This window comes from Corynebacterium sp. UMB10119B, assembly GCF_030228125.1.
GTDB lineage: Bacteria > Actinomycetota > Actinomycetes > Mycobacteriales > Mycobacteriaceae > Corynebacterium > Corynebacterium pseudogenitalium.
Window position 1 is genome coordinate 22,744 of sequence record NZ_JASPBG010000006.1, and the last position, 15,641, is coordinate 38,384.

Annotated in this window: 15 protein-coding genes; 9 read left to right on the forward strand and 6 right to left on the reverse strand. The window is 58.9% G+C overall.

Features of this window, described 5'->3' with window-relative positions:
- Positions 1–6: 6 nt before the first annotated feature.
- Together QP802_RS06235 and QP802_RS06240 are read right to left on the reverse strand one after the other, a co-directional pair.
- Positions 7–1,191, reverse strand: coding sequence for an ABC transporter substrate-binding protein (locus tag QP802_RS06235; RefSeq protein WP_284817879.1), 1,185 nt, complete (start codon positions 1,189–1,191; stop codon positions 7–9).
- Complete coding sequence (locus QP802_RS06240) at positions 1,188–2,228, reverse strand: acyltransferase family protein (RefSeq protein WP_284817880.1); 1,041 nt, start codon at positions 2,226–2,228, stop codon at positions 1,188–1,190. Before QP802_RS06240 ends, QP802_RS06235 begins: the two co-directional genes overlap by 4 nt.
- On the opposite strand from QP802_RS06240, the gene QP802_RS06245 reads away from it, so the two are divergent.
- The 4 genes from QP802_RS06245 (at position 2,229) to QP802_RS06260 (ending at position 6,976) form a co-directional block, all read left to right on the forward strand.
- On the forward strand, positions 2,229–3,023 hold the full coding sequence (locus tag QP802_RS06245) for a porin PorA family protein (protein ID WP_284817882.1): 795 nt from the start codon (positions 2,229–2,231) through the stop codon (positions 3,021–3,023).
- Positions 3,016–4,407, forward strand: coding sequence for an MmpA family trehalose lipid delivery protein (locus QP802_RS06250; RefSeq protein ID WP_479684162.1), 1,392 nt, complete (start codon positions 3,016–3,018; stop codon positions 4,405–4,407). Before QP802_RS06245 ends, QP802_RS06250 begins: the two co-directional genes overlap by 8 nt.
- A 94-nt stretch (positions 4,408–4,501) precedes the next feature.
- A complete protein-coding gene (locus QP802_RS06255; RefSeq protein WP_256008336.1) occupies positions 4,502–4,729 on the forward strand; it encodes a three-helix bundle dimerization domain-containing protein in 228 nt (75 codons plus the stop codon).
- A gap of 1,791 nt (positions 4,730–6,520) precedes the next feature.
- Positions 6,521–6,976 (forward strand): DIP1984 family protein, encoded by a 456-nt coding sequence (locus QP802_RS06260; protein ID WP_284817885.1) that lies wholly within the window; start codon positions 6,521–6,523, stop codon positions 6,974–6,976.
- Here the strand turns inward: QP802_RS06260 and QP802_RS06265 are convergent.
- Positions 6,973–8,049, reverse strand: a complete 1,077-nt coding sequence (locus QP802_RS06265; protein WP_284817887.1) for a glycosyltransferase family 4 protein — start codon at positions 8,047–8,049, stop codon at positions 6,973–6,975. The genes QP802_RS06260 and QP802_RS06265 overlap by 4 nt on opposite strands.
- Before the next feature lie 4 nt (positions 8,050–8,053).
- Between QP802_RS06265 and QP802_RS06270 the strand changes: the two genes are divergently transcribed.
- From QP802_RS06270 to QP802_RS06290, 5 genes are all read left to right on the forward strand, one after another.
- Positions 8,054–8,794: a class I SAM-dependent methyltransferase gene (locus tag QP802_RS06270; protein WP_284817889.1), complete on the forward strand. Its 741-nt coding sequence runs from the start codon at positions 8,054–8,056 to the stop codon at positions 8,792–8,794.
- 11 nt (positions 8,795–8,805) lie between these two features.
- Positions 8,806–9,189 carry a hypothetical protein gene (locus QP802_RS06275; protein WP_284817891.1) on the forward strand — a complete coding sequence of 128 codons (384 nt, stop codon included), beginning with the start codon at positions 8,806–8,808 and terminating at the stop codon, positions 9,187–9,189.
- A 496-nt stretch (positions 9,190–9,685) separates the two neighbouring features.
- Entirely contained in the window at positions 9,686–10,339 is a 654-nt protein-coding gene (locus tag QP802_RS06280; protein ID WP_284817892.1) for an ABC transporter ATP-binding protein, read from the forward strand.
- A gap of 34 nt (positions 10,340–10,373) precedes the next feature.
- Complete coding sequence (locus QP802_RS06285; RefSeq protein WP_284817894.1) at positions 10,374–11,183, forward strand: hypothetical protein; 810 nt, start codon at positions 10,374–10,376, stop codon at positions 11,181–11,183.
- Positions 11,167–12,393, forward strand: a complete 1,227-nt coding sequence (locus tag QP802_RS06290; protein ID WP_284817896.1) for a hypothetical protein — start codon at positions 11,167–11,169, stop codon at positions 12,391–12,393. Before QP802_RS06285 ends, QP802_RS06290 begins: the two co-directional genes overlap by 17 nt.
- A gap of 132 nt (positions 12,394–12,525) precedes the next feature.
- Here QP802_RS06290 and QP802_RS06295 read toward each other — a convergent pair whose 3' ends face one another.
- The 3 genes from QP802_RS06295 to QP802_RS06305 all read right to left on the reverse strand — a co-directional run bounded on the left by QP802_RS06295 (position 12,526) and on the right by QP802_RS06305 (position 15,221).
- On the reverse strand, positions 12,526–12,843 hold the full coding sequence (locus tag QP802_RS06295; RefSeq protein WP_284817898.1) for an ATP-binding protein: 318 nt from the start codon (positions 12,841–12,843) through the stop codon (positions 12,526–12,528).
- 79 nt (positions 12,844–12,922) lie between these two features.
- Positions 12,923–13,609, reverse strand: a complete 687-nt coding sequence (locus tag QP802_RS06300; protein WP_256008317.1) for a response regulator — start codon at positions 13,607–13,609, stop codon at positions 12,923–12,925.
- A 352-nt stretch (positions 13,610–13,961) separates the two neighbouring features.
- Complete coding sequence (locus tag QP802_RS06305; protein ID WP_256008316.1) at positions 13,962–15,221, reverse strand: sensor histidine kinase; 1,260 nt, start codon at positions 15,219–15,221, stop codon at positions 13,962–13,964.
- Positions 15,222–15,641: the final 420 nt, after the last annotated feature.

The window sequence follows — 15,641 nt, forward strand, 5'->3', positions numbered from 1 at the left end:
GTTCCCCTACTGCTGTGCCTGGGCGAAGAACGCGCCGGAGTAGTCGAATGGCAGCCAGTCGGCGTGGAATTGTTCGAAGTCCTTCGCCGGGTCCATGTCAGCGAAGGCCTCCGGGTGCAGCCACTTCGCGAACGCCTCAAGTGCGAACACGTTGTACGGGTTGTCGTAGAACTGGTGGTAGACGGCGAAGTACTTGCCCTGCTTCGGTGCCTGCAGCAGGTCCAGGCCCGGAGTGCCCAGCGGGTTGTTCAGGGTTTCGGCGGCGCGCTGTGGGCTGGACTGGTAGCCGAGCTCGACGTGGCTGAAGGTGTCCGGCTGGTCGGGCTTGCGTGCCCACTCGCCGCCGGTGACGATGAGGTTTTCGGGCTGCAGCTCGATCATCTTCTCAGCGCTGAACTGCTTGGAGTCCGCGGTGATGAGCTGTTCGCCCAGGTTGTTGCCGCCCGCGGCGGTGAGCAGCTGGCCGAGGTTCGCCTTGCCGGGGGTGCTGCAGCAGTCAACGAAGCCCGCGGCGGACCAGATCAGGCCGTCTTTCTCTCCGTCCTTTGCGACGGCCTCTTCGACCCGACCCTTGATCTCTTCGACCTTCGATTCGTAGAACTCGCCGTATTCCTTAGCGCGTTCCGACTTGCCCAGCAGGTCGCCGAGCAGTTGCACGGAGCTGACGGTGTGCTCGAGTGGGGACTGGCGGAAGTCGGTGAAGACGTACTTCATGCCGGTCTGGTCCATCTTTTCCAGGAGGCCGGATTCCTCGGCGACTTTCTTCTGGTCGAGCGTCATCACGACGACGTCCGGGTCCTGCGCCATGAGCGTCTCCAGGGAGACGTCGCCCTTGCCGATGTTGCCGATCTCCTGCGCCTTCATGGCGCCCTCACTGATCTCGAAGACCTTGTCCTTGAACGCCGGGGCGGCCTTGGTCAGGTCGTTGCCGTAGGCGACGACGTGGTCGAAGGGGTCCCCGCCGAGCAGCGCGGTGGCGAAGACACCACGGCCCTCACCGAGCACGATGCGCTCCGGGGCGTGGTCGAAGGTGACTTCGCGGCCGGTGACGTCGGTGACGGTCAGTGCCTTGTCCGCCTGGGTCGGCTCGGCCGATGGGGTGGTGTCGGTGCTGTTGCCCGAGCACGCGGCGAGTGAGGCGGCCGCGCAGAGGGCGACGGCGCCGGTCATTGCTTTACGCAGGATGTTCACAGTGGTTTCCTTGCCGTAGTAACATTCATTCCAATAGAGCGAATCAACAATATATCAGGCAAGGCTTGCCTAACAAGCTTGGCGCGTAGTTGGTGCACCACCCGCGCGCCCGGCACCTCCACCCACGTGTAGGACAAATAGCTCACCACCAGGCTCAACAGCACCGTCAGGGTGAGGGTGGGGACGAAGTGGGCGTCGAAAAGCGATACCCCCAAGATTGGGAACACCGCGTAGAGCACCGCCATGTGCCACAAAAACAGCGAGTACGACCAGCGGCCCAACAGCTGGGCCGGGCGGGTGCACAGCGCGGTGCCGTGCAGCCGCGGCGCGAGCGCGAACGGCACGATCCACAGCACCGCGAACAGCGCGCCGAGCAGCACGCGGACGTTGAACTCAGCAGCACTCGGGTGCTCCAAACCCGCAGGACCAAGCACCCCGCCCGCCCACGCGACAGGCAACGACAACGCCGGAAACACCCAGCGCAGCGCCGGTACCCGCAGCCGCCACGTGTGCCCGGCGCGTTCCGTCTCCGCGCACAGCAGGCCCACCGCGAACCACGGTGCAAAGGAGATCGGCCAGATCTGCAGGTTCAGCTCGCCCGGCGTCTGCTCCGGGGTGGGGATCAGGTGCGGCCACGCCAGGGCGGCCACCACCGCCACCGCCAGCACCACGGCGCGGCCCCGGCGCCCGCACGCCAGGTAGGCGGGCAGGACCAGGTAGAACGCCACCTCGACGCAAAGCGACCAGTGCTGGGTGAGGCCGTCGATAAGCCCGCCGGGGACGTAGAGCTGCGTGAGCGTCAGGTTGGCCAGAAGCGGCCCGGCGCGCACCCCCGCCAGTGGCGGCAACGTCACCACGATGATCGCCACGGACACCACGTACGCAGGCACAATGCGGGCGACGCGGCGCCAGTAGTATTCGCGCGCAGGGCGGGGCTCGCCGCGCGCCAACAGGAACGCCGAAAGCGCGAAGAAGACGGCCACGAAGTAGTCGAAGCGCGCGAGCACCGGCGAGTCAGTGGCCGTCTGGAACGCCACGTGCGTCACCACAATGCCGAGCGCCGCGATACCGCGCAGGCCCGCCAGTTCCGGGAGTACGTTAATGTTTCTGATGTGGACATTGTAAGCAAACGGCGCCTGGGCATCTGCGCCGCCATCATCGCGGTGTGCGTGGCGCTGAACTTCCTGTCCCCGCTCATCATCAACCACCAGCGGGTGCTCGCCCCCACCGAAAGCACCCTCCTTTTCGACGGCCCCTCCGCCCTCACCCGCACCCTCCTCATCACGGAGGGTCCCTCGGAGGAGCACCCGAAGAAGAAGGCGCTGACCATGTCCGCCACCGTCCGCAACGAGGGCACCGTCATCGCCGAGGACTCCTTTGAGGTCAACCCAGCCTCCGCCTACCCCACCAGCGGGCGCCAGGGACTCGGCTACGTTCTGCCGTACAACCCGGAGCGCCGCTCCTACCCGTTCTACGACCCGCTTGCGGACCTCGTCGTCCCCCTGGACTACCTCGGCGCGGGCTGGGTCGACGGCCTGGAAACTTACAAGTACACCGCCACCATCGACGTGCCCGAGTACCACGCTGAGCGAACCATCGACGTCGAGCGCCGCACCGGCCGCCTCCTCGACGAGTCGTGGACCATCACGCGCGGCCCCCTCAAGGGCCTCTACACACTCAGCGAAGAGAACAAGGCCACCGCGGCCTCCGCCGCACTTCACGACGTCCACATCCTCAAATCCCTCCAGGTCATGGCGTTCGTAACCCGCCTGGTCAGCGCGCTCGCGCTCTTCTACGCCTTCGTCCTACTGGTGCGGCGCCGCCGTGGTTAAATCCCGCTGGTCCTCCTGGCTGCTGTTCGCCTACGCGGCGGCCCTGGTCCTCGGCGTGACCTGGCCGTTCCTCGCGCCGGGCGAGGCGCTCGCCTACCGGGACATGCTCGTCCTACCGGACATGGCGCTGACCCGCGCAGCCCTCGGCTTCGGGGACCTGCCGGCCCGCAACGTCCCCCAGGACGCACTGCTCGCCGTCCTCCCCTTCCCGGTCGCGGCGGTGCGCGCGCTCGTGGTCGGCGCGGCCGCCACTGCCGCGTGGGCGGGGTGGCGGATTGGTCGCGGCGGCTGGGGCCGGTTCGCGGCGATCACGGTCGCGGTGTGGAACCCGTTCGTCGTCGAGCGCTTGCTGCAGGGGCAGTGGTCGGTGGCGGTGGCCGCGTGGCTGCTGCCGCTGGTGGCGCTTGGCGCGCGCGGCAGCATCGCTGCCCAGTGGGTATCGTCGCTCACCCCAACCGGCGCTATCGCGGCTGCCCTCCACTCGCGACGCTGGCTGTTCAGCGCCCTGACCTGCGCACCCTGGACCGTCGCCGGTGCAGTTGCCGCCGTTAGCGGCGGACAGGGCACATCCTCGGCGCAGGCCGCCGCCATGTTCGCCCCGCGTGCGGAGGGGAGCGTCGGCACCCTCGGTGCACTGCTCGGCCTGGGCGGGATCTGGAACGCCCACGCCGTACCCGCCTCCCGCGCCTCCGGCTTCGCCGTCTTCGGCGTGCTGCTGTTTGCTGTGCTGTGCCTGGCGTGGCGCCATGTCCCGCGCCGCCTCCTCGTGCTGGCGGGCCTCGGGTTTGCACTGGCGCTCGCGTCGTGGGCAGGCTGGCTCACCCCCATCATCCAGCACGTTCCCGGCGGCGGCCTCCTTCGCGACGCCCACAAACTCCTCATCCTCGCCATCCCCGCCTACGTCACCGCCGCCGGCAACCTGCCGGGGCTTCGCGCCCAGCTCGCGGGCAGTTTCGCCCTCCTCCAGCTTCTCGACGCCCCCTTCACCCTCTCCGCCCTCACCCCAGTTCCGGCCTCCTCCCTCCCGATCCCGCACGTCGACCACCAGGACCACGACGTCTTCTTCATCGACCGCCCCACCCTCACCCTGCGTACCGATGGCACGGTGATCGTCGATCCCGCCCCCAAGATGATGAACGTTGTCGAGTCCGGCGCGCTACGCGTCGGCGACGTGCAGGTCGACCCACCGTCCCCGCGCTGGTCCGCCCTCAACGCCGACTTGGGCCGTGCCGCCTCGTTGGGCGTCGGCGTGGTGGTGTACCCGGATGGCCGCTCGGTGGACACGGGTGCTGCGCCCGTCGGGCTGCCGCCGCTTGGCCTCGGACTGTTCGGTTTGTGGTGCGTCTCGCCCTTGATTGCGGTATTGACCAGGCGTATTAGATAGTTGGGGCACGCCCATTATTGGAGCATTTGCAGTATTCTTGCGCGTAGGTTAAAGTGAACTCCAGGTAAACAAGAGTTTAACAAGGAGCGTAACCATGCAGATTCAGTTCAACACCATCCAGAAGCGCGTACTTCGCAACATCCGCCACGACCTCCTCGAGACCTGGACCCCACAATTCAGCGAAGCCGAAATCAACAACACTTTCGACACCGTCCTCGCCGAGCACTGCAGCACCGCAACCGTCGAAGACTTCATCCCCGTCCTCGTCGAAGCCGAGATGCTCAACCGCCTGCGCGCAGGCAGCCTCCTCGCAGCCGCCTAAACTCCGGCTCGCTCATACTCAACGCGCTCTGCCCACCCCATCCCCTCCCCTATCCGTTTGCGAAAAGTTCCCGCGCCCTGCGTCCGGGAACTTTTTCGCGTTTTCGGGGCCGCCCGCCTGCGTTCGGGACGTGTTTCCCCAGTTCACGTCGCTCGCCCGCTGAAAAAGTTCCCGCGTTCGGGAACCATTTAGCGTTTCGCGCCAGTTCCGGTCGACCAACCACATTGTTTCCCCAGGTCGCGACGTGTGACCACGAAGAAAGTTCCCCATCAAATGATTTCAGAGTCCTCCGCTCACCCACCCACTACTGCTACCGTTAATTCCGGTTCACGCTGATGTCCCTACACGGTGATGTGAGCGTGACCCCCTCTGTCGGTACGCGGTAAGCCCGCGCGTGGCGTGGATGAGGAAAAGCGGCATCAAGTGCAAAAATCAAAAGAACACGAACGCTGTAGGCGTTCGTGTTCTTACCTCAGCATGAAGGAATCGACTACAACTTCGATGGTGCTGCACGTGCAGCACTATAAACGACATCGGCCAAAGTAACCCATTGAATAGTCTTCAAGCTCTTCGCAGTCAAAGGTGTAGGTCCACTCTGAGGCTGAGCTGGTTAGGTGGTGTCGGAATCTGATTGGTGGAAGACGGTCAGCTGGTTGTGATCCCTTGACGGAGCTAGGAGTCCGCAACACTTATCTTTTAGCGTTGCTCTCGGTAAAAAATTGAAGATAGCTGGAGTGACACTGGTGATTAACTACCTTTCGAACAGTCGTATTACCGCTGGTCTTGGGGTGTCGTGGTGCACCGGTTGTATCCATTAGTGTCGCACACAAGTAGCCCGCGCCCAGCCCCGTGCTTAGCGAACATGCTTAGCGAAGATGCTCCTGCGCTACAGCGGATAATCTTCTCGGAGAAGTCACCCCCTAGAAGCCCATGAGAGATAGCTGTCATTATAAACAAAGCAGACAGCTAGACCTACAGGCCAAATAAGAGCCATCAGCCCGGAATAGGGAAACTCCACGTGCAGCGCACCGACGATAGGTACCACGAAGACAGGAAAGAAGTACAGAAAGGTTTCCTGCAAGAACTCTCGAACTGGGCGTTGGGGAAAAAGGTGAACCGATCGCCATACTGCAACACCTGTCACCGCGAATCCGACGAGGCCAACACTAGTAGGCAAGGCACCGTCTCGACTAAGAAAGGTATAGAAGCAGTAGTATAAGGCCAAACCCGTAAAGATCAAGGTGAAGCAAGCTTTTACCTTATTTTCCCGCGTAACCTTAGCCATTACGAACAACCTCTTAAATAATGTTCAGGACTCACTCCAATGGAAGGGGCCAAACAAACACCATACCGGAATCTGGTGCGCACCCTGCCCACTCCGGACTCCCGAAACCACTCAAAGCGTGCGCTTAGAAGCGTGCGATGCAGGTCGCGCTTTCTCACCCCGCCCGGCCGATTTGTGGCGACCAGCATCGCACTCCATTAACACCTCGACCGGAGCGAAACCAGAGCGAAACCGAACCGAAACCGAACCGAAGCCAAAGCCGAAACCGCCACCAACCCCAACACCCACCAACCTGCTATCGTGGTGCACAGGCCACTCAGCGAGCACCAGCCCGACCGGTTTCCTCGGGCGCAATTGGAAACCACCCAAACCTGTAACCCGGTGGCTTTCCGGGTCCCTGTGATTGATCCCTAAGCCTGCACAAGGTACACGGGTACAGTGCACATGAGAATTGGGAACTACCACGGTGCTGGGGGTGGCCGCCTATTTTTTTGAAGGAGGATGCGATGTTGTTGGCAGAAGCGCTGGCGAAGCGGGCGCAGGCACAGGATCGGCTGAATGAGTTGGAGCGTCGTTTGACGCGGAATGCGCGGATCCAGGAGGGGGATACCCCGGTGGAGGATTCGGAGGCGTTGCTGAAGGAGTCGGCGTCGGTGCTGCAGAGCATTGAGACGCTGGTCCGCCGGATTAACCACACGAATGCGTCGACGCCGTTTGAGGGGGACGCGACGTTGACGGATGCGATTGCACGCCGGGATGCGTTTTTGCGCGCCCGGAGGTTTTATAGCGCGGTGGCGGATGCGGCGTCGGCACGCGCGGATCGGTATTCGGCCTCCGAGGTGCGGTATGTGTCCACGGTGGATGTGGGCCAGTTGCACGCGATGGCGGATAAGGCGGCGAAGGAGTACCGGGAGCTGGATACGAAGATTCAGCAGCTGAACTGGGCGACGGAGCTGCTCTAAGGGCGGGTGAGAGAGTCAATGAACTGGGTGAACTTGCGCCCAGTTTCCGCCCACGAGTAGGTCCCGGCGCGCTGTTGCGCCTGGGTGCCGAGGGTGTGGCGGAGGGGGGCGTCGTCAAGAAGGTGGGCGACTTCGGTGACGAACTCAGCGTGCGTGTCCACGAGCAGGCCGGTTTCCCCGTGCTGCACTGAGTCGGCGAGGCCACCTGCGCCCGCGTAGCCGATGGTGGGGACGGCGTGTTGGGCGGCTTCGATGACGGCGATGCCCCAGCCTTCTTTGGCGCTGGGCATGAGGTGGAGTTGCGCGCGGGCGAGGAGGGCGTGTTTGTGGTCGTCGGCGACGTGGCCGTGGAAGATGACGCGCTCGCCTGCGAGGTCGCCGGCGTATTCGCGGAGTTGGTCTTCCCACCAGCCGGAGCCGATCACGTCGAGCACCACGTTGTCGAGGGCAGCGACGGCGTCGATGGCGTGCTCGATCTGCTTGTGCGGCACGAGCCGGGACAGGGTGACCACGTGGGTGCGGCCGTCGTCGGCGAGGGTGGGCAGTTCGGCGGGCACTGGGTCCACTCCGTTTTCGATGATGCGGATCGCCGCCGGGTCCACCCCAAGCGCCTCCAGGTCGCGTTTCGAGGCCTGCGAGACCGTCACATACGGCGCCCCGCGATACACCCGCGGCGCCACCTTGGATTCCAGCCACCACCCGAACCGCCCGATGATCGGCCCAGCCACCGGCCACTGTTCCTTGTGGCAGTGGTGGGTGAGCAGCACGGTCGTGGCCCGCGAGTAGAGGCGCGCGAAGAAGGGGATGCCGTTTTGGGTGTCCACGATGACGTCGGGCCGGTGCCGCCACGCGGCGAACGGCGCGAGCAAGTAGACGCTGTATTTGCCGCCGGCGCGTTCGAAGCGGATGCCGTTTCGTCGGGTAACGCGCGGGGCGTCGGTGTGTTTCGCGGTGCGGTAGATCACCTGGTGGCCGGCGGCTGCGAGCGCTTCGCCGACGCGTTCCAGGTACGCCTCGGAGCCGCCACTTTGTGGGTGGGTGGAGTCGCGCCAACACATCAGCAGTATCTTCATTGTCATGTACCGTACCCGCCGCCTGGCCACGTTGGCACGTTCGTTGCGCTTGTTACGCTCGTTTCGCTATGAGCAGTTCCGCCCCCGCATCTTTTACGAGGGGTTGGCCCGCGACACCTACCAGCTTCTCGACGCCCTCTCCGCCGACCTCACCTCCACCCCCCTGCGGGGCAAGTCGGTGTTAGACGTGGGTGGCGGGCCGGGCTATTTCGCCAAGGCCTTCGCGGACACGTTCTACGTGGGCGTGGAGCCGAGCGTCTCGGAGCTGTCCGCCGCCGGTATTTCCGGCTACGGCTCCGTTCGTGGCGACGGCACCGCGCTCCCTTTCGCCACCGACTCCTTCGACGTGGTGTACTCCTCCAACGTTGCCGAGCACATCCCGGATTGGCAGACGATGGCTGAGGAGATGTTGCGGGTGGTCAAGCCCGGCGGCCTGGTGGTGCTGAGTTACACGGTGTGGCTGGGCCCCTTCGGCGGACACGAGACCGGCCTGTGGCAGCACTACGTGGGCGGCGAGTTCGCCCGTTCGCGCTACGTGGCTGATCACGGGCACGAGCCGAAGAACAAGTGGGGCGAGTCCCTCTTCGCGGTGTCGGCAAAGGAGGGTGTGGCGTGGGCGGAGTCGAACGGCAGGCTGCTCACTGCGTTCCCGCGCTACCACCCACGCTGGGCCTGGTGGCTCACGCGGGTGCCCCTGCTTCGCGAGTTTGCGGTTTCCAACCTGGTGGTCGTGCTGCGGGGGTAGGATACGTAACCATGAAACTCCCCATCCAATTCCAAGCCCCGTCCATTTTCGCAGCCGTGTTGGCGGTGGTCTCCATCGTGGTGGCCGTCGTGATGGGCGAAACCAACTCGAAAGCGCCCGTCGTGCAGCCTCGTGGCGAGCAGTCAGTCATCCAGGTAGTCACCGAAGATGGCAAGTCAGCGGGCGTATGCTCACTCGGCGGCCTGCGTCAGGAAAAGGTGCACTACACCGACAAGAACTCCGTCTACTACTGGAAGCTCGAGCCGGGGGAAGAACGCATCGACGCGTCCTGCCCGAGTGTCGCGGCGCTGTCCTCCGGAAAGACACGGCTGGAAGGCCACGCGCAGGTCAGCAACTTTGAGAAGCCACAGGTTGTCAAAATCACTGTTCAATAGCGTCGAGCGGTAAAGGCTCACAAGGAGCATCTTGAAACGGCAGTCCCGCCTCTCTTCCGCTTTAGCGTGATCTGCGATCACCTCACTGATGCCTTTTATTTGGTTTTCTCCCGCCCCTCGACGGGGTGGTCACTTTTGTATACTGTTTCCCTGTTTGTGCTTGCCAAGTAAGTGGGTTGCTCTATCTTCTAAAGTGCATAGCAAATCCGCTGTGCTCCAAAGAGTAAGGAGAAATAATGCCTACATTCGCTCTATCGTACCGAGTCCACTGAATCCCCCCGAAACCTGAATCTGCACGCAACCACCGCTCCAGCGGAATGCTGTGGATGTCCGTCGGAAAGTCGCTGTGCGGCTTATTGCCGAGACAACTACCAAGCTGCCGGTGGCTACTGTGAGGGCTTCCTCGACCTCCGCTGCGTCTGCATGTAAAAGAGAACAGGATTGTGTGCCGCCGATATCGGCGGCACACAAGTTATTTTTCTAGGAGCTGGAACATATGCTTGAAGTTAGCGATATCAGCAAAACCCTCTCAGGAAAACCTATTTTCGATAAAGTTAGCCTTTCCGTAAAGCAGGGCGAATTAACTGCTATCACCGGACCCTCCGGGAGTGGCAAGACCACCTTACTTAGATGCATCATCGGAATCGAGCAACCAGACTCTGGTACGATTTCGCTCTCTGGCAAGACCTACTCAAGTTTCCCCGAAAAAGAGCGCCGTAACTTTCGGCTCAAGAATATCGGTGTAGTAGATCAAGGAAACCGCCTCATTGAGGATCTGACATGCCGCGATAACATCCGGCTGATTGCTGAGATGTCCCAAGGCGGAAGAAAGACGAGTCTCACTACGGCGAGGGAAATTCTCAGGCAATTAAATATGGAGTCGTATGAAAATCGTTATCCAAGTTCTCTCTCAGGGGGCGAACGTCAGCGCATTAGCGTTGGATGCGCGCTAGCCAACCGCCCCTCACTAATTGCTGCAGATGAACCAACCTCTAGTCTTGACGATGAAGCTGCCAGGGTTGTGATCGATCTGTTTCTAGAGTTTGCCCAGAAATTCCAGGTTCCGGTGGTGGTGGTTACTCACGATGCCCGAGTAACTAAGCATGTATCCGCTGTCTACGAGATCGGTGGTTCGTGTGTATCTCGGTGACCTAGCGAAGCGGAATAGAAGCGAAGTATTCGTTGTGGGCTTTTTTAACCTGGCGCTGCTGGTGATTCTGCTTCTTCCGCTCATGGGAATAATGATGCTCGTAAATGCGGATGAACGCACCCAGTGGCAGTCTCCGGAGATTATCGCGGGACAGCAGAGCTCCGCAACATGGTGGATCGCTTCCGGCGACGGAGTTTTGGAACTGACATCCGCTACGCCTGCCTACCTCAGCAAAATTCCTCTTCAGGGGCAGGCTCGATCGTTCGACTGTGCCACAGGGGCAGGTGATAACGCTCCGGACAGGTTCGTTCGATACATGGAGGATTTGGAATGCACTTCCACAATTAAAAAGACGGCGGTCGCAGACTCCCGGACGGTGAACATTGTTATGCCAACAGATAAGGCAGTGGAAAGCTCCGTCACTGCAACCAAAGATTCAGCATCTGTAGTTGATCAGACCATCATGTATATAGTTTTGGTCTACTTTATTGTTGTCGTGCTTCCTTGCCTGGTGTGTTTTTGGAATGTGTCCAAGATCTTCGACCCTGCATGGGAGGAAACTGCTCGGGTGCTTGCGCTACGAGGCGCAGGGAAGTGGGTCGCGGCTGCGTTGCTGTCGGCTGCACCGTTGGCCGGTCTTCTCGTGAGCGTTGTACTTTCAGTAGCCCCCTTATATCTCGTATCTCGCATTCTCGAAAAGGTGGTCTGGGCAGGCCGTGGGTTCCTCCCTGCGGATGCTTTGGCTGGCCTAGTAGGAGCATTTGGCTGCGGGGTCCTTATCACCATCATGGTGGGCGTCGCGACGTACCTGAGGAGGATGAAACTCTTTGCAACGACTGCATAAATGGCAATTAGCTGCTTTTCCTGTTGGTATGGTTGCAGCGGCTCTTATGGCCATCGCATCCGAGATATTTTCCCTCCCAATCCTGGTGCCTCTAGCCTTCCTCCCCATCATTGCTGGGCTAGTGTATCTTGCGCCATTTCTAGCCCTCGGCGCCGGCTGGTGTTATGAAAAGGTCTTCGGCGGAGGGATCCAAGGGACTCTAATATCAGCTTCCCTTCGCTACCGTGCAACCTCCATTGGTTCGAGCGTAGTGCTCTTATTCTGCATCTGCGCAGTATCGACTGTGACAGTTGGTTTAGCGAATGCCGGACTTGGACAGGTGAGCTCGGGACTGAGTTACTGGAAGCCGGGGATTCACTGGGGAGCTCTTCGCGATGATGCTGAGGTTGAGTCCACCTACGAAGAATTCATATCTCCGGGGGTAATGGGAACATTTGGACAAGGGCGACTACTGCGGGAAAACCAACGTTCAATAAACGCGTTCGTTATGTCCTGTCATGAATATGCAGAGCTAGCCACTGACGACCCCGAATGTCCAGCGGATGACGCCGAATCACTGCTGACCCCGGTGGGAATGGACGCAGCAGCTCTATCTTCTCAGTTTGTCATCCCAACCACAGACACTGAACTAGACCTACCGCCACTACGGATCCAAGAAGTTCCCGGACTAACGGAAATTCTCATTTCGACCTCCAGTGAAGAAATCAACAACGTGGGCAGATATCTATACGCAGATTTGGATCAGCTCCCATCTAATGTTGTTTTGTCTGCAACCATGCAAACCAAGTCCGGATTGACATCGCAGGAAAGAATCGACAATGTCAACTCTGCCATGTCATCCGGGTACGGTGAAGCGGCATCTGCGTTGACGCTCAGTATTATGCTGTTCGGTTTAGCAGCAGTAAGTGGAATCACTATTGCAGCAATCAGAGACCGCACTAGGTTAGTCAAGGTTCTCACCTTACGGGGAGTACAAAATACGGTCGCTAAGAATCTTGTCCGCATCGAAACGATCAGCCTTACTCTCCCCTTCGCGCTGTTTGGATGTATCAGTGGCACTCTTCTAGCTGCTGCAGTCGCTCAAGTATCGAGTCTAAATCCTCGGGATGCTTTCACTCCTCATGCACTGGGGATACTGGCGGCTTACGTCGTTGCAGTACCTATCATTACTGAAATCCAGCTTCACAGAACGGACGGTCAAGATGATTAATCCTGCATGGTTGGTCCAGTTAGTGGGACTTCGGATTGTTGACAAGGTAGCTGATCCCAAGCGGAGTGATCTTGAAGTAATTTCGGCACTGGCGGAAGAAGGGATCTCTCACATTGAAGCCTCAATCCCGCATCAGCGGATGATCAGCAAGCGCTCCATTAATGCTTGGGCAAAGAAAAGGAGAACTCTACTTCTAACATTCTCCAACCCGGGTGGTGTCTCAAGGATCGACTCGGCGATGACAGCATCCGGGATGGACTTGTACCACTCATCGGGCGTGAACTGGGAGGTGACAATCGTTGACCCGCGGTGTTCACGCTCAGCAAGAATATTGAGCAGTTGGTGTGCTGTGGCAGCATCAATCGGCGTTGTTAAGAAGTCATCAAGCACGAGTACGTCTGCCAGGTGGAGATCTTCAACGAAACTCCATGCGCGCGGTGTATTCATCATGGCATAGCACCATCAGTTGGTTGGCCAGGGTGTCTGTGCGGAAGAAACACACAGAGTAGTCGGCCGATCAGAAAAATTTCTACCACGACTTGCCCAATTTTGATTGGATCACTGTGATTGCCAAACTGAGTCTTGAGGTCGCGCCGAAGCGCGCGATGAGGTGAGAGACATGCTTTTTTACCGTCGCTTCGGAATACTTCATTGCGGAAGCTATTTCAGCATTAGATAGCCCCTGGCATATGCAATGTAGAATGCGCGCCTCTACCTTAGTTAGGTCCTCATAGGCTGAAAAGAAGTCCACTCGGTGGGCTGCTGGGGGTGTGGAAACTTTGTCAGGGATGTAATCAACGAGTCTGCTCAGGGCCTGTGGAGATACCGTGATTCCGCCAGTGGTTGCGTCTCGAACTGCGGAAATAATTGCCTGTGGTCGTGAACTCTTAAGAACATAACCAGCACCACCACCGGCCAACACTCTGAGCATTGTCTCGTCACTGTCAAGTGCAGTGATCGCCACGAATGGAGGCGGGTCCGTTCGTCGTTGAACCTCGCTCAACAACGTCACCCCGTCCATCTCCGGCATGTGAATATCGGCCAGAATGATATCGAGAGGGACGTTGTCGAGCACGGTGAGAGCCTCGACTCCATTGTGCGCTTCTGCCACAACGCGGATGTCTTTAGTAGTGGCGAAATACTGTCGGAATGAGGATAAGACCCGTGGGTCATCATCAACGAGAAGAACCTTCATTTGCGCAGTATGTTCGCTCATTTCTTGTAGCTCATTTGCACCATGGCAGGGCTGGATGATGTTTACAGGAGAAGATATCGGTAATAGTGCCGAGGATCGCAACAGCGTTATTTTCCATGTGGGACTCTTGAGGCTGGGAAATTTGCGGCGTTACGGAGACTTGTTCAGCCACCGCCGAGGGGGCGATTAGCAAGGTCACGATTAATGCTGCTGTGAGGGGAGCAATGGAGCGAGGTCGATGGAAAGGTATCATTCTCTGTCCTCTTTCTGCATCTAGGGGGCATCTCTGGGCTATCTCATTATCTCGCATCAAGTAGCCTCCGCTGCCCACAAGCGAAGGTTATAGACGAAAGTGACCACCGTTCTGGGGGTGTCATTGTTTCTGCTGAGGGATCCGTAACTCGGTATTCCATCGGGTGGAGCTTGAGACTGTCCGCATGTCGCCTCCGATACCTTCGGCTAGCTGTGAAATAGCCGGAAGACCCAGTCCGGTGGTTAAATCCGATGCCGGTTTTCTGCTGCCAACAGTATTGATGAAGCTGATGGTGACATAGCCGTCGTGGTCCTCCACAGTGAGTGTCACTGTAGAACCGGGATTTGCGTACTTGATGATGTTGGTGGCCACTTCTTTCAGTACCTCTCGGAGTACGACAAGGCCATCTGAGTTAAGGGAAAGGACCCGGAAAGAGCCCCTTGTTTCCACGGTAAAACCATGTGCTTTTAGAAAGCTGACTATCTGATAAAACTGGTCGGCGGCAGATGATTCCAAACCGCTCGAGCAGGATGGGGAGTCGCTGCTAAGAATACGCAGTAGACTCCGCACCTCTTTCATGGAATCGCGCGCCTGCTCTGCGATTGCGGCAAGTTCCGCCTGGGTTTCAGCAGCAAAACCTTGCTGCAGACTAAGCGTTTCTGCACGCATCACCACTGAGGTCAACGACGCTGCTACAGAGTCATGCAATGCTCTTGCTAACGATGTTCGGCGAGCTCGGATGTCATTATCCCACTGCTCCATCAAGTCTCTTCTCTGAATGATGACGCGGTAAAGGATGTGACCGAGAAGAACTGCAGCTGCAAGGAATAACGCCCAGACGGTAGATGCCAGCAGATCAGGAGGAAACAGGACCCCTTCTGAAGGGTTGACTGAACCTGAGTACCAAATCAGGGTACTTCCGGCTGCCGCCGCTACTGTGTGGCCACGGTAGGCAACAACTGCAGCGACAAGCGGAGCAAAGAAGGTAAAGGCCGTGGCTCGGATATCTGGCTGTGCCGATAAAAGAAGAAATAGAACGAGATATCCGGCCCAGGTAGGGAGCGGGAAACGAGGTACTGCAATGAGACATAAGAGATTCAATGCAGTCGCTGGAATCGTCCAGGGATTGGTAAAAGTACCAGGTTGCAGGAAAAAGTTAACTGCCACCGCCAGGATCCCTACGAGTCCAGTCCAGTAGGGGAGAGGCAAGGGCTTCAGCTTGGACCATATTTTTATCAATGATGCTGGCTTCATATTTACCCCATACTCCTGAAGCTTCTTCTGACTGTCAGCAATCTTAACTGTATGTGATTCTGAAGCTACAAAACGTAATTCCCTCTTACTTGTTTTCAGGCAGATACGACGACTCTTCTCCTGCAAAAGCACCTGTTTAAGCGCTCGGTTAAAGACCGTCGGACTTCTAGGCGCGTAATCCCCGGAAAAGTTTCTTGTAAATTAGTACAAGCTCGCCGACACTCTCAACCAGCATACTGAGGTGAAGTGTCCTAGGTTTTATCCTGTTTGATTAGACAGAAAAATCTGGAGTATGCCAAGATGATTTGACCAGGACGCAAAGGACCGTACGGCCCGCCTTATCGATGCTCGTATCTTGGTGGGCCGGAGACTATCCTCATGAGGATGCGTGCATGATCGTGGCATCGAAAACGCGAGGTTGCTCCGTGAAAATCAAGCGCTCCGCGATACTAATGAGACACTAGGGCTGCCTCACCTTTCCACGTCGGAAATAATCCAGTTCATCGATGAATACCGAATTCGTTTCTCTGTCGAGTTCATCTGTGA

Coding starts and splice junctions, on each gene's coding strand:
- QP802_RS06255 (WP_256008336.1), top strand. CDS start 4,502: ATGCAGATTCAGTTCAACACCATCCAGAAGCGCGTACTTCGCAACATC.
- QP802_RS06260 (WP_284817885.1), top strand. CDS start 6,521: ATGTTGTTGGCAGAAGCGCTGGCGAAGCGGGCGCAGGCACAGGATCGG.
- QP802_RS06265 (WP_284817887.1), bottom strand. CDS start 8,049: ATGAAGATACTGCTGATGTGTTGGCGCGACTCCACCCACCCACAAAGT.
- QP802_RS06270 (WP_284817889.1), top strand. CDS start 8,054: ATGTACCGTACCCGCCGCCTGGCCACGTTGGCACGTTCGTTGCGCTTG.
- QP802_RS06275 (WP_284817891.1), top strand. CDS start 8,806: ATGAAACTCCCCATCCAATTCCAAGCCCCGTCCATTTTCGCAGCCGTG.
- QP802_RS06280 (WP_284817892.1), top strand. CDS start 9,686: ATGCTTGAAGTTAGCGATATCAGCAAAACCCTCTCAGGAAAACCTATT.
- QP802_RS06295 (WP_284817898.1), bottom strand. CDS start 12,843: ATGATGAATACACCGCGCGCATGGAGTTTCGTTGAAGATCTCCACCTG.
- QP802_RS06300 (WP_256008317.1), bottom strand. CDS start 13,609: ATGAGCGAACATACTGCGCAAATGAAGGTTCTTCTCGTTGATGATGAC.